Genomic DNA, 18,987 nt, shown 5'->3' with positions numbered 1-18,987 from the left:
TTGGCTCTTAACTTCAGAGCCATTTCAATAAAAATGTAGGAGCCAATCATGCGCGCGAGCGTTTTGTCCGACTGGCTGGCGCAGCGCCTCGACCGTGGTAACGGCCAGCCGATCTATCGCCAGCTGCATCGGCTGTTGCAGCAGGCGATCCTGTCGCGCGAGTTGCCGGCGGGCAGCAAGGTGCCGTCGTCGCGTCTGCTGGCGCAGGAATTGGGCATCGGGCGCAATACCGTCACGCAGGTGTACGAGCAGTTGGTGCTGGAAGGCTATGTGAACTCGGCAACCGGCCGCGGCACGTTCGTCGCCGAAAGCGCGCCGGACGAGATCGTCGGCGTGCCCGACGCCGAGGCGCTGGCCGCGCCGCTTGAGTTATTGCCGCCGCCGTTGCCTTTGCAGGGCAGTCGCGCGTTGTCGACGCGTGGCGCACGGCTTATTTCGGGCGCGGGCGTGTCGAAGCGGCAATGGGGCGCGTTCATGCCCGGGGTGCCGGATGTCACCAAGTTTCCGGCGCGCGTGTGGAGCCGCCTGCACAACAAATATTGGCGCCGGCCGCGCCCGGACTTGCTGACCTACGCGCCGGGCGGCGGGCTGGCCTCGTTGCGGCACGCGTTGGCGGACTATCTGCGCACGTCGCGCTCGGTGCGTTGCACGCCCGAGCAGATCATCGTCACGACCGGGATCCATCAGTCCGTCGACCTCGCGGTGCGCCTGCTGTCCGATCCGGGCGATCTGATCTGGACGGAAGATCCTTGCTATTGGGGCGTGCGCAGCGTGTTGCACGTGTCGGGCCTGCAATCGCGGCCGATCGCCGTCGACGAAGAAGGCATCAATCCCTCCGCCGACGATCTCGCACAGCCGCCGAAGCTGATGCTCGTCACGCCGTCGCATCAATATCCGCTCGGCATGGTGATGAGCCTCGCGCGGCGCCGCATGTTGCTCGAGTACGCGCGGCAGAACCAGTGCTGGATCATCGAGGACGACTACGACAGCGAATACCGCTATGGCAGCCGGCCGCTGGCATCGCTGCAGGGTCTGGACACGTCCGGGCAGGTGATTTACGTGGGCAGCTTCGGCAAGACGTTGTTTCCGGGCTTGCGGATTGGCTACCTGGTCGTGCCGGAAGCGCTGGCGGAGAGTTTTGCGACTGCCAGCGCGGAGTTGTACCGGGAAGGCCAGTTGTTGCAGCAGGCGATGCTTGCGGAGTTCATCGCGGAAGGGCATTTCACGTCGCATATCCGCAAGATGCGCACGCTCTACGGGCAGCGTCGCCAGACCCTGCTGGATGCCGCCGCGCACCGTTATGGCGATGCGCTGCCGGCTGTGGGCGGCGATGCCGGTTTACATCTGGTGATGCAGTTGCCGGAAGGCAGCGATGACCGGGCGGTGGCAGCGGAGGCGCTGAAGCGCAATATCGTCGTGCGGCCGTTGTCGGGGTATTACGCGCAACCGTCGCTGGCGCCGTCGGGTCTGCTGATCGGCTATGCGTGCGTGCCGGACGAGGAAATCGCGCCTTCTTTCAATACGCTGGCGGATGCGATCGATGCGACGCTCGTGCAGTTCGCGTGAGGGGGGAAAGGCGCTTGTCAAATGGCGATGCTATAGGGACGGACCATTGAAACGGTTTGCGTCAGGCCCAGACCGGCAAGCGTGTCGAGGTATTCCTCGACGGATTTAGGCGGATTTTTCAACGATTTCCTGTGCTCAGCCATCGCTTCGAGAACTTTGGCCTGATTCAGGTCGAAGAGATCGGCGATGAAGTCATCCGGATGCTGAGCGGCCACATTGAATGTGCTCAACGCGTCAACGGGAAAATCCTTCAGGTTAAATGTGACGATGAGTTCCGCGCCACAATGCACGGCAGCGGCGACCACATGTGCATCATCAGGATCCGGCAAATCGATGGCCGGCATCAGATGCTCATAGTTGTCGACCAAGGCGTCCCGAACGTGCGCATCCATCAGGTCGCGGACCCGGTAGATCTTGCCGGGGTCGAGGTCAGGACGGTTTGCAATCAGATTGCGGGTCCACTCGTCATGAATAGCGGGTGTCCAGCGTGCCCGATAGAGGTCAGTCAGCGCCAGACGCATCAACAGGTTTCGTAATGGTTGGGAGTACAGAACGCAAGCGTCGTAGATTGCTGTGAAATGTGACGACATCGATTATTCCAGTCCCATTTCCTGCGACAACGCTGCGAGTTCGTCCAGCGCCTTGCGGCGTTCCGAGTCGATTCGATTCTTATAAGCCATCACGTCTTCGTAACGCACACGCCGATGCGTGTTCACCTTCCTGAAGGGGATCTCCTTCTTCTCCAATAGCTGCACGAAGTACGGCCGCGACACATTAAGCAGATCCGCCGCTTCCTGAGTGGTCAACTCGGCATGGATAGGGATGATCGACACGGCATTACCCTGGCCGATTTCCGCGAGGACGTCGACGATCAGCCGGACGACCGATGTCGGCAACTCCACGCTGCGCGTTTCACCCTTGCTGTCCTTGAAGTCGAACTGCTGCGTTTCGGCACGGCTTGAAAGCACGACGGAGAGATTCCGGCCGGACACGCGGGCGAGCTCAGCCTCTTGCGCTGACGGGAGCGGCGTAGGGTGGATCGAGGTGTTCATGGCGTGATTCCTTTCGAATTCGGCATTGTAAATCGAAATATTCGAAATCGCAATAAACGAAATGAATCTGGGCGCGTGTTCCAGCGCTTCAAATCCGAATCAACACCGCCCCCAGCGTAACCAGTGCGCACGCCACGATCCGCCGCGCGGTCAGCTTTTCCTGCATGAACAGCCAGCCGATCAGTACCGCGAAAATCGAACTCAGTTCACGCAGCGCGGAGACCATCGCGATCGGCAGATAGCGGTAGGCCTCGATGATCAGGCAATAAGCGGTCAGTGCGAGCGCGCCGGACGCGATGCCCTTGAGCACGACCGTGCGGCCGATGAACAGCCCCTTGGCGCCGCCGCGCCAATGCCAGGCGAGCAGAAACTGCGGGATATTCCAGATCAGATAGACCCACATGATGTAGCTCAAGCCATTGCCTGCCACGCGCGCGCCGATTCCGTCGACGACCGAATACGTCGCGATGAAGAAACCGGTCAGCAACGCGAACGGCACGCTTTCGCCGGAGAACCGCATGCCGCGGCGGAACGCCAGCGAGACGATGCCGAGCGACACCAAGGCCACGCCGGTCGCCGCCAACGGCTTGAGCGATTCGTGCGCGAATACCAGCGCACCGGCGAATACCAGCATCGGCGAAAGACCGCGCACAATCGGATAGATTTGCCCGAAGTCGCCGCTCTTGTACGCGCGGATCAGCGCCAGCAGGTAGCCGAATTCGAGGACGACCGACGCGAAGATGTAAGGCCAGGCCGCCGGTTCAGGCAAAGGCAGCACGATCACGCCGACCGCGCTGACGGCGATATATGGAATCGCCATCATGCCGAGCAGCCAGACCCGGTCTTCGGATAGATGCAGAAACGCGTTCCAGGTAGCGTGAAGCAGCGCGGAGAGCAGCACCAGCAAGACGACGAAGGTGTCCATCAAAGATCGGGGAGAGGAGAAAGGGGGCCAGGAATCGGCCACAAGCACGTGATTATTCCAGCAGAACGCCGGAATGGAGGGGTGGGCGACTAAAGTGAAGGGGCTTTATGTGGCGAAATCAGGTAATTTGTGACGCGAGAGGCCGCTGCTCAGCCTCGGCGCAGCGTTTGCGCGCCGGAGCCCTGACACACTGACACGCAGTATCGAGGCGACTTCAATGAGGGTTGGTGAAGCGCGGCTCCCCAACCCTCTGGCGTTCACGCGTCGTGAAGCGGTCAGGTCACGCGTTCGCGCAGCCACGCGGACGCCAGATCGATCGCCGTCACGACGACGATCACCATGATCATTACCGCGGCCGTCTGCGCGTAATTGAACGAGCGGATCGCCTCGTACAGCACCACGCCGATTCCGCCCGCGCCGACCATGCCGACCACCATCGCCGAGCGCACGTTCGATTCGAAGCGATATAGCGCGTACGAGATCCACAGCGGCAGCACTTGCGGCAGCACGCCGTAAATGATCTCGTCGAGACTGGTCGCGCCGGTGGCGCGTACACCTTCGGCCGGACGCGGATCGATGGCTTCGACCGCTTCAGCGAAAAGTTTGGCGAGCACGCCGGTGGTATGCACCCACAACGCCAGCACGCCGGCGAACGGACCGAGTCCCACCGCCACGATGAACAGCATCGCGAAGACCATTTCATTGATCGCGCGGCACGCATCCATCATGCGGCGCATTGGCTGCACGACCCACATCGGCGCCATGTTGTGTGCGGACATCAGTCCGCACGGCACGGCGCACACCAGTGAGAGAACGGTGCCCCAGACGGCCACTGACAACGTCACGACCATCTCGTGCAGATAGCTGCGCCATTCGGTGAAGTCCGGCGGGAAGAAGTCCTTGGCGAACTGGCCCATGTTGCCGGAGTCGGAGAGCAGGTCGAGCGGCCGCATGTCGGCGCTGTGCCAGGCGCCACCCAGCACGGCAAGCACGGCGATCCAGCCGATGAGCGACAGCCAGCTGCGCTTGCCCGCGGCAGGCGCGGGACGCGCCGCCTGCGCGGCGAGCGCTTCACTCGCTCGCGCAGGCGACGTGATCAGATCAACCGTGTTCATTGTTTGGCTACGGCGGCGTTGAGCGCGTTCAGCTTGGCGTCGAGTGCGGCCACCTGGGTCTTGCGATCATCGTCGGAAAGATGGGTGTCGCTCTCGATCTTCTGCTTCTGCTGGAACAACGCGACCTGGCGGATCGGCAGCAACTGCGCATCCGTCGATGCCGCGAAACCGGCGTAGCCCGTAATCGCAGCCATCACCGCTTTTTCATGCGGGTCGGTCTTGCCGTAGTTCAGGAAGAAGGTGCGAATCTTGTCCTTGGTGGCCTGCGGCAGATCCTTGCGCCACACGAGTGGGTCCGACGGAATCAGCGGCGAGGTCCACAGTACGCGGACTTGCGCGAACTTGTCCGGATGCTGCTTCTTCAGCGTGTCGAGCATCTCGGTGTTGTTGGTCGCAATGTCGATCTTGTTGTTCACCACGGCCAGCAGATTCGCTTCATGGCTCGACGGCAGCACTGCCTTGAACGAGGTGTTGACCGGCGCGTTGTGCTGGGCAAACAGGTAGTAGCCGGGGATCAACGTGCCCGAAGTGGAATTCGGATCGCCGAAGCCGAGCGTGACGTCCTTCGTGTTCTTGAACACGTCGTCGAGCGTCTTGAAGCGGCTGTTCACATTGGTGATCAGCACCGATTTGTAGCCGGCATCGCCATTCGCATACTGGACCTTCGCGAACACTTCGCCTTGCGAGCGATCCACTGCTTCGATCGCCGACGCATTGCCGAAATAGCCGACCTGTACCTTGTTAAAGCGCATGCCTTCGATAATGCCGGCGTAGTCGGTCGCGAAGAACGCTTTGACGTTCAAGCCGGTTTGTTTGTTCATGTCCGCGATCAGCGGTTCCCAGCGCTGTTTCAGCACGGAGGAGGAATCGGTGGAGATGATGCCGAGGTTGAGGTCTTCGGCTTGTGCGGTGGCGGCACACGCGAAGGCGGCCGCGCCGACGGTCAGCGTGATCAATGAACGCAGGAATTTCATCGCTTTGGGGTCCGGTTGAGTAAACAGAATGGATTAGGCGCGCTCAGCTCGAGTGCGCCGGATTGAGGGCGAACGCGTAACGCGTCGCGCTGGATTCGGTGTCTTGCGCCGGTGAGTGGATGTCGACACCATTTACGTTGCTGTCCGCATGATCGACCGCGTTATCGGCGGTCGTTTCGTCGAGCAGTTCGCGGGCGTCGTCGCCGTAGAGTTTCTTGAGCAGGGCGGGGCTCAACGCGGCGGAAGGGCCGTCGTAGACCACTTTGCCACGACGCAGCGCAACCGTGCGTGGGCAGAACTGCATCGCAATGTCGACCTGATGCAGCGACACCAGCACCGTCAGTTGATGCTCGACGTTGAGGGTGCGCAGCATCTCCATCACACGGCGCGACGATTCGGGATCGAGCGAGGCGATCGGTTCGTCGGCGAGTACGATGCGCGCGCGTTGCACCAATGCGCGTGCCAATGCCGCGCGTTGTTGCTGGCCGCCGGAGAGGTTGGCGGCGCGTTCGCGCGCATGGTCGCCGATGCCGACTTCATTGAGCGCGGCCATCGACAATGCACGCTCCGCGAGCGGAAAGCGCCCGGTCAGACGGCGCCACAACGGCAGCCGTGCAAGCGCGCCGATCAGCACGTTGCTCTCCACGGAAAGCCGGTTCACCAGATTGAATTGCTGGAATACGAAGCCGATATCGCGGCGAATGCTGCGCACTTCGCGCACGATGCGGCCGTTCTGCTGGATCGGCCGGCCGAGAATCTCGATCTGCGACGGCTGCGCATCCGAGGCCGTGAAGCCGGCGATATGCCGCAGCAGTGTCGACTTGCCCGAGCCGGAGGCGCCGATCAATGCCACCATTTCGCCCGGTTCGACGCGCAGATCGATTTCGTCCAACGCCTTGCGACCGTTGCTGAACGTCTTGCTCAACCGTTCGATACGGATCGCTTCCCGAATTGTTTCCATAAGTACCCCTTGATGCATACGGCCATTGCCGGCATGTGTGGGCTCATTCTAGGAAGCGTCTGTGACGGTTGAGTGAAGGCATCGCAACGTCTAGACGACTATATCTTCGCGTGTCTTTTTTGTGTCGCCAGCAAGGCAGGCAGAAGTCATTCGTTCGGGTAAAAAATGACGCCCGTGTGACACGATTTGCATTGGATAGGGCCCGTTCCGCATGATCGCCCGCAGCCAGGCTATATTGCGTCAATCGGTGTGCCGTCCCCAATAACCTTGCAGTTCCTTTCGGCGTCGTCATGCAGCCTTTGAGCTTTCTTCCGGACAGTTTTGCGGAGTACGAAGATCTCAGGACGATCCTCGATCAGGGCAGCGCCAGCTTCGAGATTCGCACCGTCTGCGAGACGACAGTGCGCGGCCGGCAATTCGCCGTGCACACCGCGAGTATCGGGTCGACCGATCCGCTGGCACCGGCAATCGGGTTTTTTGGCGGCATTCACGGGCTCGAACGGATCGGCTCGCAACTCGTGCTCGACTACATGCGCGCGCTGCTCGCCCGGCTGGAATGGGACGAACTGCTGGTGCGGCAGCTGCAATCGATTCGTCTGATCTTTATGCCGATCGTCAATCCGGGCGGCATGTGGGCCGCTACACGGGCCAATCCCAACGGCGTCGATCTGATGCGCAATGCGCCGCAGAATGCCGACGAACGCGTGCCGCTGCTCGCCGGCGGCCAGCGGGTGGGCGCATGGCTGCCCTGGTATCGCGGCCGGCAAGGCGCACCCATGGAGCCGGAGGCGGCGGCGCTGCTGCGGGTGGTCGAAACGGAAATGGTCTCGCGGCCTTTGAGCATCGCGCTCGACTGCCACTCAGGGTACGGCTGGCGCGACAGCATCTGGTTTCCCTACGCGCGCACGCGCAAGCTGATGCCTCATCTGCCGGAAATGTACGTGCTGAAAACCATGTTCGAGCGTGCGCATCCGCATCACGGCTACGCGTTCGAACCGCAGAGCCATCAGTATCTATTGCATGGCGATCTGTGGGATTTCGCGTACGACCGCACGCCGGCGCCGAACGTCTTTCTGCCGATGACACTCGAACTCGGTTCATGGTTGTGGATCAAGAAGAATCCGCGCCAACTGTTTTCGCGTCAGGGCATGTTCAATCCGGTCAAGGCGCATCGCACCGCACGCGTGCTGCGGCGTCATGCGAATCTGCTCGATTTTCTCGCACGCGCGGCGTTCTCGTCGCAACGCTGGCTGCCGCAAGGCCATCGTCGCGAGCAATTGCTGCAAAGCGCGATCGATCACTGGTATAAGCCGGAAGTGTCATGAGCACGTGGATCCTGTTGCGTGGACTGACGCGCGAAACACGCCATTGGGGCCGTTTGCCCGGCTTGCTGCGCGAGGCGGCCGGCACGGATCGCCTGCTGCTGATCGATCTGCCTGGCAACGGCGAGTTCGCCCATTTGCGCGCGCCGTCTGCGGTAGAAGAGATGGTGGGTTTCGTGCGGATTGCTGCATTGCAAACGGGTGCGACAGGTCCCTATCGCGTGCTGGCGATGTCGCTCGGCGGCATGGTGGCGGCCGACTGGGCGCAACGGCATCCCGGTGAGATCGAGCGGCTCGTGCTGATCAACACCAGTATGCGGCCGTTCAGCCGCATGCATGAGCGTTTGCGTCCATCGGCATGGCCTGGGCTCCTGAACGTCGCGGCGCACTGGCGCGACGCGCCGCGCGCGGAAAGCGGCATTCATCGGCTGACATGCAACAACCTCGAAACGCTGGATGACGATCTCGAGACATGGCGCGACATTCGCCGGAGCGCGCCGGTGAGCCGGGGCAATGCGTTACGGCAGTTGTGGGCCGCGGCGCGCTTTAGTGCGGCTGCGGTGAAGCCGCATTGCCCGTTGCTGATCCTTTCTTCACGCGCCGATAAGCTGGTCAATCCGGTGTGTTCGGCGAAGCTCGCGGCGGCGTGGGGCGCAACGCATCGCGAGCATCAATGGGCGGGTCATGATCTGCCGCACGACGACCCGGCGTGGACCGGCGAACAGGTTCAGGCATGGCTGAAGCAGGAGGCTGGAGACCTGAAGGCCGTGCTTTAAACAGCGGCGGCATGTCAACCGGCAACGGGTATAACCTAAGTCAGCTGACGCATCGCTTTCCGGGCGGCAGGCGCATAATTCCCGTTCAGACGATGCATGCGAATCACGCGATACTCGCTATTGCCGCCCGCCGGGGGAGTTGATCATGCAAGCAAAGAATGAAGAAGCTGTCACGCACCTGCTGAACGATGTCTTTGAATTCGCACGAGGGCGCTTGCCGGAGCCAACCTTCAAAGTCGTCGAGCCTTTCCTGCTGCACTACTACGATTTCGTCGACGCCGACGACCTGCAAAGCCGCTCGATCCCGGATCTTTACGGAGCGGCGCTCGCTCACTGGCAAACTGCGCAACGCTTCGTGCCGGGCAGCGAACGGCTGCGCGTCTACAACCCGATACTCGAACAGCACGGCTGGCATTCCGATCACACGGTGATCGAGATCGTCAACGACGACATGCCGTTTCTGGTCGATTCGGTGTCGATGGCGGTCAACCGCCTCGGGCTTGCGCTGCATTCAGTCGTGCATCCGGTGTTTCGCATCTGGCGCGGCGCGGATGGCAGCATCGTGCGAGTGGGGCAGGGCGCTGAAGATGCCGCCGATACGCGCTCGCAGCTCGCCTCGTTCATTCACTTCGAAGTCGACCGTTGTGGCGACGCAGCAAAGCTCGACGCCTTGCGTGACGAGATCGCCAGGGTGTTGCGCGACGTGCGCGCCGCGGTGGAAGACTGGCCGAAGCTCGTCGAACTTGCGCGCGTCACCGTCAAGGGCATGAAGGCCGGCGAGGCAGGGCCGGAAGGTGTCGAGGCTCGCGCGTTCCTCGAATGGATGGTGGCCGATCACTTCACGTTTCTCGGTCAGCGCGACTATGAACTGGTGCAGCACGATATTGGCTTTGGCCTGCGTGCGATACCCGGCTCCGGCCTCGGCATTCTGCGCGATGCGCTGCGTCCCGCGGGCTCGGCCGAAATCACGCCGTTGCCACCGGCGGCCGCCGATATCATCTCCGGCTCGTCGCCCATTTTTCTGACCAAGGCCAACTCGCGCGCCACCGTGCATCGGCCGGGCTATCTGGATTACGTCGGCATCAAGCTGACCGGCGCCGACGGCAAGGTGACCGGCGAGCGGCGTTTTATCGGCCTGTATACGTCCACCGCTTATTTTGTATCGGCTTCGGAGATTCCGATCGTGCGGCGCAAATGCGCGAACATCGTGCGGCGCGCGGGGTTTCTGCCGAAGGGGCATCTCGCCAAGTCGCTGGTGACGGTGCTCGAAACCTATCCGCGCGACGAACTCTTTCAGGCTGACGAAAATCAGCTCTACGATATCGCGCTGGGCGTGCTGCGTTTGCAGGAGCATCAGCGCACACGTCTGTTCGTGCGGCGCGACCGTTTCGACCGCTTCGTGTCCTGTCTCGTGTTCGTACCGCGCGACAAGTACAACACCGATCTGCGGCAGCGCATCGCCAACCTGCTGGCCGATGCGTTCAACGGAGAAAGCGTCGAATTCACGCCACTGTTGTCGGAGTCGACGCTCGCGCGCATTCACTTCGTCGTGCATGCAAAGCCCGGGGGCATGCCTAATGTCGATACGCGTGAGCTCGAAGCGCGGCTCGTGCATGTCACGCGCCGTTGGCAGGACGATCTTGCCGATGCGTTGCTCGATGCATTCGGCGAAGAGCAGGGCAACCGTCTTCTGCAACACTATGCGGATTCGTTTCCTCCCGGATATCGCGATGATTATCCGGCGCGTACCGCGGTGCGCGATATCGAGTTGATCGAACGCGTGCAAGGCAGCGAGCGGCTCGCCATGAACCTGTATCGCCCGATCGAAGCAGGGCCGCGCGCGTTCCGTTTCAAGGTTTATCGTGCTGGGTTGCCCATTGCGTTGTCGCGCAGCTTGCCGATGCTCGAACATCTCGGCGTGCGTGTCGATGAAGAGCGGCCCTATCTGATCGAAGCACTCGACGCCACGCCGGCGTGGATTCACGATTTCGGCCTCGAACTCGCGGATGATGCGGAGTTCGATATAGAACGCGTGAAGGACCTTTTCGAAGATGCGTTCGAACAGGTATGGACGGGCGGAATCGAAAGCGACGATTTCAACCGCCTCGTATTGCGCGCGCAACTGAGTGCGCGCGAAGTAACGATTCTGCGTGCTTACGCCAAGTACCTCAGGCAAGTGGGGTCGACATTCAGCGACGCTTATATCGAACGCGCGGTCACCGGCAATCCGGCGATTGCCCGCATGCTGGTGGAGTTGTTCGTGGCGCGCTTCGATCCGGTGCTCGGCGATACGCGCGAAGCGCGCGTCGACAGCTTGCTGAGGACGATCGACGGCGCGCTCGATCAGGTGCCGAATCTCGACGAGGACCGGATACTCCGGCAATTCCTCGGTGTCATCAAGGCCACACAGCGCACGAACTACTATCGCTTCGACGCCGGCGGCCATCCGAAGCCCTATCTGTCGTTCAAATTCAATCCGGCGCAGGTGCCCGGCTTGCCCGAACCGAAACCGATGTTCGAAATCTGGGTGTACTCGCCACGTGTGGAAGGTGTGCATTTACGCGGCGGCCGGGTTGCGCGCGGCGGTTTGCGCTGGTCGGACCGGCGCGAGGACTTCCGCACGGAAGTGCTCGGGTTGATGAAGGCGCAGATGGTGAAGAACGTGGTGATCGTGCCGGTCGGTTCCAAAGGCGGTTTCGTCGTGAAGAATCCGCCGCCGCAGACCGAACGCGATGCGTGGATGCGTGAAGGCATTGCCTGCTATCAGACCTTCCTGCGTGGCCTGCTCGATTTGACCGACAATCTCGCGGGTACGGCGGTGGTGCCGCCGCCCGACGTGGTGCGGCATGACCCCGACGATCCCTATCTGGTAGTCGCCGCTGACAAAGGCACCGCCACCTTCTCCGACTACGCGAACGCCATCTCGCAGGAATACGGTTTCTGGCTCGACGACGCCTTTGCGTCGGGCGGGTCGGTCGGCTATGACCACAAGAAAATGGCGATCACGGCGCGCGGCGCGTGGGAGTCGGTCAAGCGGCACTTCCGTGAAATGGGCGTCGATACGCAAGCGACCGACTTCACGGTAGCGGGCGTCGGCGACATGTCGGGCGATGTATTTGGCAACGGCATGCTGCTGTCGCCACATATCAAGCTGGTGGCCGCGTTCGATCATCGACATATCTTTCTCGATCCGAATCCCGATCCGGCCGTCAGCCTTGCCGAACGCGGGCGCCTGTTCGTGCTCGATCGGTCGAGTTGGGCCGATTACGATCCGTCGCTGATCTCGGCGGGGGGCGGTGTGTTTCCGCGTACCGCCAAGACGATTCCCTTGTCTCCCGCCGTGCAATCGGTGCTTGGCATCAGCGCGCCGGCGCTCGCACCCGCTGAATTGATGCGTGCGATTCTGCAGGCGCCTGTCGATCTGCTCTACAACGGCGGCATTGGCACGTATGTGAAGGCGAGCCGCGAAACGCATCTGCAGGTCGGCGACCGCGCCAACGACGCAATACGGGTCAACGGCGCAGATCTGCACTGCAAGGTCGTGGCGGAAGGCGGCAATCTCGGTCTGACGCAACTCGGGCGCATTGAATTCGCGCAGCGCGGCGGGCGCATCAATACCGATGCGATCGACAACTCCGCCGGCGTCGACTGTTCGGACCATGAAGTCAACATCAAGATTCTGCTGGGCCTGGTCGTCTCCGACGGCGAAATGACCGAGAAGCAGCGCAATGCACTGCTCGCGGAAATGACGGATGAAGTCGGCTTGCTTGTCTTGCAGGACAACTATTACCAGACCCAGGCGCTCTCGATCGCGGGCCGCTATAGCGTCGAATTGCTCGATGCCGAAGCGCGCCTGATGCGTTACCTCGAACGCGCAGGCCGCCTGAATCGCCTGATCGAGTTCTTGCCGACGGATGAAGAAGTCGCCGAACGCCAGGCCGCGAAACAAGGGTTGACCACGCCCGAGCGCGCGGTGCTGCTGGCCTATAGCAAGATGTGGCTGTACGACGCGCTGCTCGAATCGTCGATGCCGGAAGACCCGCTCGTCAGCGACATGCTGATCGAGTACTTTCCGAAGCCGCTGCGGCAGCGCTTTAGCGAACCGATGCAACGTCACCCGTTGCGGCGTGAAATTCTTGCCACGCATTTGACCAACGCGTTGGTGAATCGCGTGGGCTGCGAGTTCGTGCATCGGCTGATGGAGGAAACCGATGCACAGCCTGGCGACATCGTGCGGGCCTGCATCATGGCGCGCGACGTGTTCGATCTCGACGACGTGTGGCGCAGTATCGATGCGCTGGACAACCGTGTCGCCGACGATGTGCAGGCGCGCATGTTCGTCGAAGTGGCGCGGCTCGTCGAGCGCTCGGCGCTGTGGTTCCTGCGGCAGTTGCAATCGGGGGCGGTCAGCGACGGCGATGTCGCCGGCTTGCTGGCACGCTGCCGCGACGCGGCGCAACGCCTTGCACCGCAATGGCCCGTGCTGCTGCCGAGCGCCGATCTCGATGCACTGTCCGAGCGGCAACGTGTGCTCGTGGACGCGGGTGTCGATAGCGAACTCGCGGTGCGGATTGCCAGCGGCGAGATCTCGGCGGCTTTGCTCGACATCGCTGAGGTGGCGTCGACCTGCGGGCGCAGTCTCGAACTCGTGGCGGGGGTTTACTTCGCGCTTGGCACGCTGCTGAACTACGGCTGGATCAGCGAGCGCGCGGCCGCGCTGCCGGCGCCCACGCACTGGGATATGCTGGCGCGCGCCACGGCACTGGCCGAACTCGCACGCCTGAAACGCGCCTTGGCGACGAGCGCGCTGGCCAATGCCGACGAGGCTTCCACGCCGGATGCATTGGTTCAGGCATGGCGCGAGAAGCGCACCGCGCAACTCGACCGTTATGCGCGTCTGCTTGCCGATCTGCGGGCCACGGGCGGCGCGAGCTTGTCCATGCTGCTGGTGATCGTGCGGGAGATGGCCGCGCTCGAAAGGGCATAGCACGACGGAGCGCAAACAGGAGCAGAGCTGTTGCAGACGTGACAGAACCCGTCGCAAAACAGCGCCGGAGTTGGACGCATGCCGTGTGGCATGTCCATAATACGAACTATTGCCAACTGAAAGCGCTCTGCACACTCACGGACCCTCTCCACGACGATGAAAGAAGAATCGCCGAAAGCCATTTTCTACGCGCTCGCCGCCAACCTTGGCATCGCCATCTGCAAGTTCGCTGCTGCCACCTTCACCGGTTCCGGCTCGATGTTCGCCGAAGCCATTCACTCGACCGCCGACTGCGGTAACCAGTTGTTGCTGCTATTCGGCTTGCGTGAAGCGCGCAAACCGGCGAGCCCGTTGCATCCCATGGGCAGCGGCCGCGAGATCAATTTCTATTCGCTGCTGGTGGCGTTGCTGCTGTTCTTCGTCGGCGGCGCGTTTTCGGTGTACGAAGGCGTGCATCGTCTGTTCGCGCGCGAGCCTTTGCAGTATGCGTATGTGGCGCTCCTCGTGCTGGGCGTTTCGGTGGTGCTCGAATCCCTTTCGTTGTGGGGCGCGGTTAAGGAAATCCGCAAGTCGCATCCCGACAAACACCTGTGGCGCTGGTTTCGCGAAACGCGCGAGTCCGAACTGCTGGTGGTGGCCGGCGAGGACATTGCCGCGCTGGCCGGTCTTGCAATGGCCTTCGTCGCCGTGCTGGCGACGATGGTGACGGGCAATCCTGTTTATGACGCATTGGGCTCCATTGGCGTCGGTGTGTTGCTGATGGTGATCGCGTGGCTGGTGGCGCGCGAAGTGAAATCGATGATCGTCGGCGAATCGGCGAGCCCGGAGGTGCGCCGCGCGATCGAGACGCATCTGCGCGGGCGCTCCGAGATTCGCAGCATCATCAACATCATTACGCTGCAGTGGGGCCGTGAGGTCGTGGTGGCCGTGCAGGCGGAAATGATCGACTACGCGAGCGGCCGCGCGATGGTCGATGCGATCAACGTGATCGAAGCGGACTTGCAGGCGGCATTTCCGCAAGTGCGCTGGGTGTTTTTTGAACCGGACGTGCCGCGGGTTTGATGTGTTGATCGCTTATTGGAAACCGGTCACCGCGTGCGGCACATACAGTTCTTCGAGCTGACGGATCTCGTCCGCGCTGAGATCCAACGACAAGGCCGCGACCGCGTCGTCCAGATGATGCAGCTTGGTCGCGCCGACAATGGGTGCGGTAATCGGCTTCTTCTGCAACACCCAGGCTAAGGCGACTTGCGCACGCGGCACACCACGTTCCTTGGCAATCTGGCTGACGCGCTCCACGATCCGGCGATCCGCGTCTTCGGTATGCGCGTACAGCGTGCGGCCGAATTCATCGGTCTCGGAACGTGCGCTTTCGGTGTTCCAGTCGCGCGTCAGGCGTCCACGTGCCAGCGGGCTCCATGGAATGACGCCGATGCCTTCGCTTTCGCACAGCGGCAGCATCTCCCGTTCTTCTTCGCGATACAGCAGGTTCACGTAGTTCTGCATCGTCACGAAGCGCGTCCAGCCGTGGCGTTCCGCAACATGCAAGGCCTTGGCGAACTGCCACGCATACATCGACGATGCACCGATATAGCGCGCCTTGCCTGCCTTCACGACGTCGTGCAGCGCTTCCATGGTTTCTTCGATCGGCGTGCCGTAGTCCCAGCGGTGGATCTGGTACAGATCGACGTAATCCGTTCCGAGGCGCCTCAGGCTGTTGTCGATTTCCGCCATGATCGCCTTGCGCGACAAACCCGCGCCGTTCGGGCCAGGATGCATGCGGCTATTGACCTTGGTAGCCAGCACGATCTCGTCGCGCTTCGCAAAGTCCTTTAGCGCGCGGCCGACGATTTCCTCGCTGGTGCCGTCCGAGTAAACATTGGCGGTATCGAAGAAATTGATGCCGTGGTCGAGCGCCTGCTTGATGAAGGGGCGCGCCGCTTCATCGTCGAGCGACCAGGGGTGGGTGCCGCGAGCGGGCACACCGTAGCTCATGCAGCCGAGACAAAGACGCGATACATCCAGGCCGGTGCGGCCGAGTTTCACATAATCCATCGTGGTGCTCCTGGGTTGAAGGGCGCAGACGCGGTGCGTGCTGACGGTCCTCCATTATAGGAACGGACGCGTTGGCGTGCTGAGGGGCTGACGGGGCGACCAAACGCGCGGGTTGGCGCCGTTCAATCGTGGTGCGCGAATCGCTGCAATACGTGGTGGAAAATAATTTCTTCGCATCTATACTTCTTTCGGCTTGAAAGCAGCCCCTCTCCCAATCTGCATCAAAAGCAAAAAGGAAGGATCACGATGCTGACTCGCACACTTGGCGCACTCTCCGTCATTACACTCGCGGCATGCGCCACCTTTACATCCGGCCCTGCCAGCGCGGACGACAATGATGCTCTCTCGCAAGGCGGCGGCGGCTCGCACGGGCGGCCGGTCAAGGTGATGATTATTTCAATGTTCGGGCCGGAGGGGCAGGTGTGGCTCGATCGGCTGGGTCCATGGCGCGAGATTACGGTCGACGGTTTATCGCCCGATTATCCGGCCGTTCATTGCAACAGGCAGGACGTGTGCGTCATGACCACCGGCATGGGGCATACGAATGCTGCGGCGTCGATCATGGCGTTGACCTTCTCCCCGCGCTTCGATTTGCGGCATACCTATTTTATGGTCGCGGGGATTGCCGGAATCGATCCGCAGCAGGGCACGGTAGGGTCCGCCGCGTGGGCGAAGTACCTGGTCGACTTCGGAATTCAGTGGGAGATCGACGGGCGAGAAATTCCGCCCAACTGGAACACGGGTTACCTCGGGATCAATACCTCGAGTCCAACGGACAAGCCGCCACTGGATTATCGGACCGAAGTGTTTCAGCTGAATACGCAGCTTGCCGATACGGCATTTGCTTTGTCGCGTAACGTTGCGCTCTCCGACAACGCTCAGGCTCAAGCCGCACGGGCGAAGTATTCCTATGCGCCGGCCAATCGGCCGCCCACTGTCATTCAATGCGATACGCTGGCAGGCGACACCTGGTGGTCAGGGACGCTGCTTGGACAGCGGGCTCGGGATTGGACCAAAATTCTGACCGACAATAAAGGGGTTTATTGCACGACGCAGCAGGAGGATAACGCTACGTATGAGGCGCTCAAGCGTGCAGCCTCGGTGCATAAGGTCGATTTGAATCGCGTTGCGGTGGTGCGGGCCGGGTCGGATTTTGACCGCCCTTACGACGGGCAGACTAGCGCAGATAATCTGCTTAACTATGCTGCGCAAGGGGGCTTTACGATCGCGATCGAGAACCTGTTCCGCTCCGGAAATCCGCTTGTGCAGGATATTGCCACCCATTGGAGTGAGTGGCGGGATGGCGTGCCGAAGCGATAGGCTCTCTTGGTGCTCTCATGGCTGTGCGGCGGTGCCTTTCCTGAAATGAGAGAGCAGGAAGAGGCACCGTCGCAGGCAAACAGAAAGAGCGTAATGCAGGCTGCTATCCGGCAGCGCTTATCGCTGCGGTGCGCGGTAGGGCGTCCACACGGGTGCGTCTGTATCCCAATTGTCGAGTTCTGAGGGTGTCATGATGTGCTCCTTTTTGAGGTGTGCATGGACGGCGCCGCAATGAACATTTCTTTTGGAAACCGAATCATTGCGGCGTCTTCGTGTCATTGCCCGTTGGCCACGCGTGTTACGTCGCCGCGGGCGCTTTCCTGCAATGCAATGCGCGCAGCCTGTGTTTGACCAATCAGACCTTTATTCGGATACGTGGTGCGATTCAGCGAGGGCAGCGAGCCGTCGCGATACGCTGCGACCAGTTCGGCGTTCACTTCTGCACGCGTTTTGGCGCTTGTGCTCGGGGTAGGCTGCGTTTCGTACGTGCCTGCACGGCCAATGCCGCCGCCATTGCTCTGAGCGAAAACCGATGCGCTGGCTAGCAGCGAAAGAACAAGACCTGCTAAGAGATTGCGTTTCATGATTCACTCCTGTCGATTCGTTTGCAGCACGAGCGGCGCTGCGACAGGGTGAAATGTAGACTTCGAGAGGATGCGGATAAATCTCACTTTCGCGAAATGAATTGTCGCGAATCCAGAACAATCGCGACAGCGCGAGTATTACCCGGTTATTGAAGGGAAACCGCGGCATTAGAGCCGCGGTTGAAATTCACTTTTCCATTTTCTGTACTTCAACTCGCGTGAATCAGGCGACCCACTCGGTTATTACCGGCGTATCGAGTATCGGAGCAGACTCGCGTTCTTCGAAAGTACGCTTCGTGCATGTCGCGTCCAGACTGCCGCGTCCGCTCAGCAGCGGACAGCGGTCGAACAACTCCGCGATCCAGTCTACGAAAACGCGGACTTTAGGCGACAGATGCCGACTGTGCGGATAGACTGCGGAAATCGGCATCGGCAAAGGTTTCAGCTCCGGCAGCACTTCAATCAGCTGGCCCGAACGCAGATGCGGCAGCACCATGAAGAGCGCCGGCTGAATCAGGCCGAAGCCTTCCAGTCCGCAAGTTACGTAGGCATCGGCGTCGTTCACCGACACAATGCCCTTCATCTTCACTTCTATTTCTTTGCCATCAACCATGAAGGCCCAATCGATCGTGCGCCCCGTGCGGCTCGAAAAATAATTGACTGCTTTGTGATTCTCGAGGTCTTCGAGCGAAGTCGGCATGCCGGCGCGCTCGATGTAATCGGGGGCCGCACACGTCACGCCCTCGAACAAACCGATGCGCCGCGCCACGAGCGAAGAATCCTGTAGCGCGCCCACTCGCACCACGCAATCCACGCCTTCCTGCAACAGATCGACGGGCCGGTCCGTCAATCCGAGCTGCAGATCGATGTCCGGGTAGCGCGTGTGGAATTCACACAGCGAAGGAATCACCAGCAAGCGTCCGATCGATCCGGGCATGTCGATGCGCAGCTTGCCGTGCGGCTTTTTATTGCCGCTCTGGAAGCTGGCCTCGGTCTCTTCGACGTCCGCAAGGATGCGCACGCAGCGCTCGTAATAGGCCGCGCCGTCCGGTGTGAGCGACAAACGCCGCGTGGTCCGGTGCATCAGACGCGTGCCGAGGAACGCTTCGAGGTTCTGAATGATGGTGGTAACCGATGCGCGCGGCAGATCGAGCGTTTCCGCCGCACGGGTAAAGCTGTTGGTGTCGACGACGCGCGTGAACACTTGCATGGCCTGAAGCCGGTCCATTGCAAACCTCCAAAAGGGGCGGGCGCACTGAGCAGGAATCGAATCCGCAGAGCAATCGCATTCGATTGTTCAGGGGCGCCGAATTGTGTTGCCGGATTATAGGCATTTATTTACGAGTCTGC

The 18,987-nt window shown here is 61.3% G+C and carries 15 protein-coding genes; 6 read left to right on the top strand and 9 right to left on the bottom strand.

From position 1 onward, the window contains the following. The first annotated feature begins 48 nt into the window (after nucleotides 1–48). Entirely contained in the window at nucleotides 49–1,566 is a 1,518-nt protein-coding gene (pdxR, locus tag PQQ95_RS05515; protein WP_408435611.1) for a MocR-like pyridoxine biosynthesis transcription factor PdxR, read from the top strand. A gap of 17 nt (nucleotides 1,567–1,583) precedes the next feature. On the opposite strand, the gene PQQ95_RS05510 is transcribed toward pdxR, so the two are convergent. From PQQ95_RS05510 to phnC, 6 genes are all read right to left on the bottom strand, one after another. Continuing rightward, entirely contained in the window at nucleotides 1,584–2,156 is a 573-nt protein-coding gene (locus PQQ95_RS05510) for a PIN domain-containing protein (protein WP_408435609.1), read from the bottom strand. 3 nt (nucleotides 2,157–2,159) lie between these two features. Next, entirely contained in the window at nucleotides 2,160–2,618 is a 459-nt protein-coding gene (locus PQQ95_RS05505; protein WP_074286769.1) for a helix-turn-helix domain-containing protein, read from the bottom strand. Between the two features lie 88 nt (nucleotides 2,619–2,706). After that, nucleotides 2,707–3,543 (bottom strand): EamA family transporter, encoded by an 837-nt coding sequence (locus tag PQQ95_RS05500; RefSeq protein WP_408435607.1) that lies wholly within the window; start codon nucleotides 3,541–3,543, stop codon nucleotides 2,707–2,709. Nucleotides 3,544–3,818: 275 nt separating this feature from the next. Continuing rightward, nucleotides 3,819–4,658 carry a phosphonate ABC transporter, permease protein PhnE gene (gene phnE / locus PQQ95_RS05495; RefSeq protein WP_408435605.1) on the bottom strand — a complete coding sequence of 280 codons (840 nt, stop codon included), beginning with the start codon at nucleotides 4,656–4,658 and terminating at the stop codon, nucleotides 3,819–3,821. After that, complete coding sequence (phnD, locus tag PQQ95_RS05490) at nucleotides 4,655–5,632, bottom strand: phosphonate ABC transporter substrate-binding protein (RefSeq protein ID WP_408435604.1); 978 nt, start codon at nucleotides 5,630–5,632, stop codon at nucleotides 4,655–4,657. The genes phnE and phnD overlap by 4 nt, the downstream gene beginning before the upstream one ends. A gap of 43 nt (nucleotides 5,633–5,675) precedes the next feature. After that, the gene (phnC, locus tag PQQ95_RS05485) at nucleotides 5,676–6,593 is read right to left on the bottom strand and encodes a phosphonate ABC transporter ATP-binding protein (RefSeq protein ID WP_408435603.1); all 918 of its coding nucleotides are present in this window, start codon (nucleotides 6,591–6,593) and stop codon (nucleotides 5,676–5,678) included. Nucleotides 6,594–6,883: 290 nt separating this feature from the next. On the opposite strand from phnC, the gene PQQ95_RS05480 reads away from it, so the two are divergent. The 4 genes from PQQ95_RS05480 to PQQ95_RS05465 all read left to right on the top strand — a co-directional run bounded on the left by PQQ95_RS05480 (nucleotide 6,884) and on the right by PQQ95_RS05465 (nucleotide 14,740). After that, nucleotides 6,884–7,918 carry a M14 family zinc carboxypeptidase gene (locus PQQ95_RS05480; RefSeq protein WP_408435602.1) on the top strand — a complete coding sequence of 345 codons (1,035 nt, stop codon included), beginning with the start codon at nucleotides 6,884–6,886 and terminating at the stop codon, nucleotides 7,916–7,918. Next, nucleotides 7,915–8,691 carry an alpha/beta fold hydrolase gene (locus PQQ95_RS05475; RefSeq protein ID WP_408435601.1) on the top strand — a complete coding sequence of 259 codons (777 nt, stop codon included), beginning with the start codon at nucleotides 7,915–7,917 and terminating at the stop codon, nucleotides 8,689–8,691. The genes PQQ95_RS05480 and PQQ95_RS05475 overlap by 4 nt, the downstream gene beginning before the upstream one ends. Nucleotides 8,692–8,836: 145 nt before the next feature. Next, a complete protein-coding gene (locus PQQ95_RS05470; protein ID WP_408435599.1) occupies nucleotides 8,837–13,678 on the top strand; it encodes an NAD-glutamate dehydrogenase in 4,842 nt (1,613 codons plus the stop codon). 156 nt (nucleotides 13,679–13,834) lie between these two features. Next, nucleotides 13,835–14,740 (top strand): cation diffusion facilitator family transporter, encoded by a 906-nt coding sequence (locus tag PQQ95_RS05465; RefSeq protein WP_408435598.1) that lies wholly within the window; start codon nucleotides 13,835–13,837, stop codon nucleotides 14,738–14,740. Between the two features lie 12 nt (nucleotides 14,741–14,752). On the opposite strand, the gene PQQ95_RS05460 is transcribed toward PQQ95_RS05465, so the two are convergent. Next, the gene (locus PQQ95_RS05460; RefSeq protein ID WP_408435597.1) at nucleotides 14,753–15,733 is read right to left on the bottom strand and encodes an aldo/keto reductase; all 981 of its coding nucleotides are present in this window, start codon (nucleotides 15,731–15,733) and stop codon (nucleotides 14,753–14,755) included. 246 nt (nucleotides 15,734–15,979) lie between these two features. Here PQQ95_RS05460 and PQQ95_RS05455 point away from each other — a divergent pair, with 246 nt between their 5' ends. Further along, nucleotides 15,980–17,053, top strand: coding sequence for a purine-nucleoside phosphorylase (locus PQQ95_RS05455; RefSeq protein WP_408435595.1), 1,074 nt, complete (start codon nucleotides 15,980–15,982; stop codon nucleotides 17,051–17,053). A gap of 275 nt (nucleotides 17,054–17,328) precedes the next feature. Here the strand turns inward: PQQ95_RS05455 and PQQ95_RS05450 are convergent, their stop codons facing one another. Continuing rightward, entirely contained in the window at nucleotides 17,329–17,637 is a 309-nt protein-coding gene (locus PQQ95_RS05450) for a DUF4148 domain-containing protein (RefSeq protein ID WP_408435594.1), read from the bottom strand. 223 nt (nucleotides 17,638–17,860) lie between these two features. Continuing rightward, entirely contained in the window at nucleotides 17,861–18,865 is a 1,005-nt protein-coding gene (locus PQQ95_RS05445) for a LysR family transcriptional regulator (protein WP_408435592.1), read from the bottom strand. Between the last annotated feature and the right edge of the window lie 122 nt (nucleotides 18,866–18,987).

Source organism: Paraburkholderia caffeinilytica (genome assembly GCF_046030355.1).
GTDB classification, from domain to species: domain Bacteria; phylum Pseudomonadota; class Gammaproteobacteria; order Burkholderiales; family Burkholderiaceae; genus Paraburkholderia; species Paraburkholderia caffeinilytica_B.
This window is presented reverse-complemented; position numbering and strand designations above follow the sequence as displayed.

What these genes read in the sequence shown, in the direction of transcription:
- PQQ95_RS05450 (WP_408435594.1), bottom strand. Translation starts at nt 17,637, where the DNA reads ATGAAACGCAATCTCTTAGCAGGTCTTGTTCTTTCGCTGCTAGCCAGC.
- PQQ95_RS05465 (WP_408435598.1), top strand. Translation starts at nt 13,835, where the DNA reads ATGAAAGAAGAATCGCCGAAAGCCATTTTCTACGCGCTCGCCGCCAAC.
- PQQ95_RS05510 (WP_408435609.1), bottom strand. Translation starts at nt 2,156, where the DNA reads ATGTCGTCACATTTCACAGCAATCTACGACGCTTGCGTTCTGTACTCC.
- PQQ95_RS05500 (WP_408435607.1), bottom strand. Translation starts at nt 3,543, where the DNA reads ATGGACACCTTCGTCGTCTTGCTGGTGCTGCTCTCCGCGCTGCTTCAC.
- PQQ95_RS05470 (WP_408435599.1), top strand. Translation starts at nt 8,837, where the DNA reads ATGCAAGCAAAGAATGAAGAAGCTGTCACGCACCTGCTGAACGATGTC.
- phnE (WP_408435605.1), bottom strand. Translation starts at nt 4,658, where the DNA reads ATGAACACGGTTGATCTGATCACGTCGCCTGCGCGAGCGAGTGAAGCG.
- phnD (WP_408435604.1), bottom strand. Translation starts at nt 5,632, where the DNA reads ATGAAATTCCTGCGTTCATTGATCACGCTGACCGTCGGCGCGGCCGCC.
- PQQ95_RS05455 (WP_408435595.1), top strand. Translation starts at nt 15,980, where the DNA reads ATGCTGACTCGCACACTTGGCGCACTCTCCGTCATTACACTCGCGGCA.
- PQQ95_RS05445 (WP_408435592.1), bottom strand. Translation starts at nt 18,865, where the DNA reads ATGGACCGGCTTCAGGCCATGCAAGTGTTCACGCGCGTCGTCGACACC.
- PQQ95_RS05475 (WP_408435601.1), top strand. Translation starts at nt 7,915, where the DNA reads ATGAGCACGTGGATCCTGTTGCGTGGACTGACGCGCGAAACACGCCAT.
- pdxR (WP_408435611.1), top strand. Translation starts at nt 49, where the DNA reads ATGCGCGCGAGCGTTTTGTCCGACTGGCTGGCGCAGCGCCTCGACCGT.
- phnC (WP_408435603.1), bottom strand. Translation starts at nt 6,593, where the DNA reads ATGGAAACAATTCGGGAAGCGATCCGTATCGAACGGTTGAGCAAGACG.
- PQQ95_RS05505 (WP_074286769.1), bottom strand. Translation starts at nt 2,618, where the DNA reads ATGAACACCTCGATCCACCCTACGCCGCTCCCGTCAGCGCAAGAGGCT.
- PQQ95_RS05480 (WP_408435602.1), top strand. Translation starts at nt 6,884, where the DNA reads ATGCAGCCTTTGAGCTTTCTTCCGGACAGTTTTGCGGAGTACGAAGAT.
- PQQ95_RS05460 (WP_408435597.1), bottom strand. Translation starts at nt 15,733, where the DNA reads ATGGATTATGTGAAACTCGGCCGCACCGGCCTGGATGTATCGCGTCTT.